Below are 1,711 nucleotides of genomic sequence, written 5' to 3'. Positions count from 1 at the left end.
TCAGCAGTCCCCGATCACGCCCAGGTCAGCGGTAGGCCCGGGACTGCAGCTCGTACAGCTCGGCGTAGAGGTCGCCGCGGTTCATCAGCTCCTCGTGGCTGCCGACCTCCCGGACGCGGCCCTGCTCCAGGACGACGATGAGGTCGGCCATGCGCACCGTGGAGAACCGGTGCGAGACGAGCACCGTGACCGCGCCGTGCTGCCGGCCCGAGCGGGCCGCCTCGGCGAACCGCTCGAACAGCGCGTGCTCGGTCTGCGGGTCGAGCGCCGCCGTGGGCTCGTCGAAGACGACGAGGAGCGGGTCGGAGCGCAGCAGGCCGCGGCCCAGGGCGAGCCGCTGCCACTGGCCGCCGGACAGGTCCACCCCTTCGGTCCAGGTGGTGCCGAGCTGCGTGTCGAGCCCCTGGGGGAGCGCGGCGACCACGGTGTCCGCGTCGGCCCTGGCGAGGGCGCCGTTGAGGGCCTCGTCGTCGCCGATCTTGGCGGGGCTGGCGACGCCCACGGTCTCCCGCGCCAGGAACTCGAACTGCGCGTAGTCCTGGAACGCCGTGCTCACGCGCTCCCGCCACTCCTCGGTGGGGATGCGCCCCAGCTCGACGTCGTCCACGAGGATCTGCCCGCTGTCCGGCTGGTAGAAGTCGCACAGCAGCTTGACCAGGGTGGTCTTGCCCGCACCGTTCTCGCCGACGAGGGCCACGACCGCCCCGGCCGGCAGGTGCGCCGAGACGCCGTCCAGGATGGGGCGCTCCACCCCCGGATAGCGGAACGTCACGTCGATCAGGTCGATGCCGTGCTCCAGCCCGGCCGGGGCCGGCGCCGGATCGGCCGGCTCCTTCGCCGCCGACTCGGCGTAGCGCTCCAGCCAGATGAAGCGCCGCGCCTGCTTCAGCACCCACAGGAAGTCGCCGCCGTAGCCGACGGAGCTCGCGATGACGCTGCCCATCTCCAGGGCCAGGCCGACCACGAGCGCGACGTCACCGGGCGTCGCCCGCCCGTTCAGCGCGAGCGTGAGGACCAGGGTGATGGCCCCCACGAACCCGGCAGCGTTGATCAGCGCGTCGATGGACTTCAGCCTCGCCGCGCGCCAGTCCGCCTCGTTGCGGGCGTTCAGCACCTCGTCGGAGACCTCGTGGTGACGCCGGACGATCTCCCCGGTCAGGCCGAAGATCCGCAGTTCCTTGCCGGCCGACGCGGTCGTGCCCACGTCGTACAGGTGGCGGCGGAGCCGTTCGGGCTCGCTGGTCTCCTCCTGGGCCTCCACCCTGATGTCGTTGGCCTTGCTGCTCAGGTACATCGACACCAGGGCCACCAGCGCCAGCGCGAGCAGCGCGGGATGCACCCTGGCCAGCATGACGGCCGTGGTGACCAGGCCGATCAGCGCGGCCGCGAAGCCCGCCGAGGCGTTGGTCATCTCCGCCAGGCTCTCGCGCTCCTCCCGGAGCCGGTACACCTGGTCGAGATACTCGGGCCGCTCATGGTGGGCCAGGCCGTGGATGCCGCCGATCAGGCTCATCAGCCTGCGGTCGGCGAGCGCCTGGGTCCGCTCGATGACGGTGAACACGCAGTGGGCGTTGTACGACATGGCGACGATGAGCGTCGCCGTGGCCACGCTCAGCACCGTGCCGGCCACCAGCGCCAGCTGCAGGTCACCGGCCGCGGCGGCGTCGATCAGCAGCTTGACGCCGTAGGCCATGAACGGGCCGACGAGGCC

Annotated in this window: 1 protein-coding gene; it reads right to left on the bottom strand. The window is 71.9% G+C overall.

Going from position 1 to position 1,711, the window contains the following annotated elements; translation table 11 throughout:
- Nucleotides 1-25: 25 nt before the first annotated feature.
- A partial coding sequence (locus DAT37_RS37700; protein ID WP_109529741.1) for an ABC transporter ATP-binding protein occupies nucleotides 26-1,711 on the bottom strand: 1,686 nt, incomplete at its 5' end.

It is taken from the genome of Nocardia aurea (assembly GCF_003123685.1).
In the GTDB taxonomy this organism is placed as follows: domain Bacteria; phylum Actinomycetota; class Actinomycetes; order Mycobacteriales; family Mycobacteriaceae; genus Nocardia; species Nocardia aurea.
Note: the sequence above shows the minus strand (reverse complement) of the source record. Positions and strands in the feature narration are given on the sequence as shown.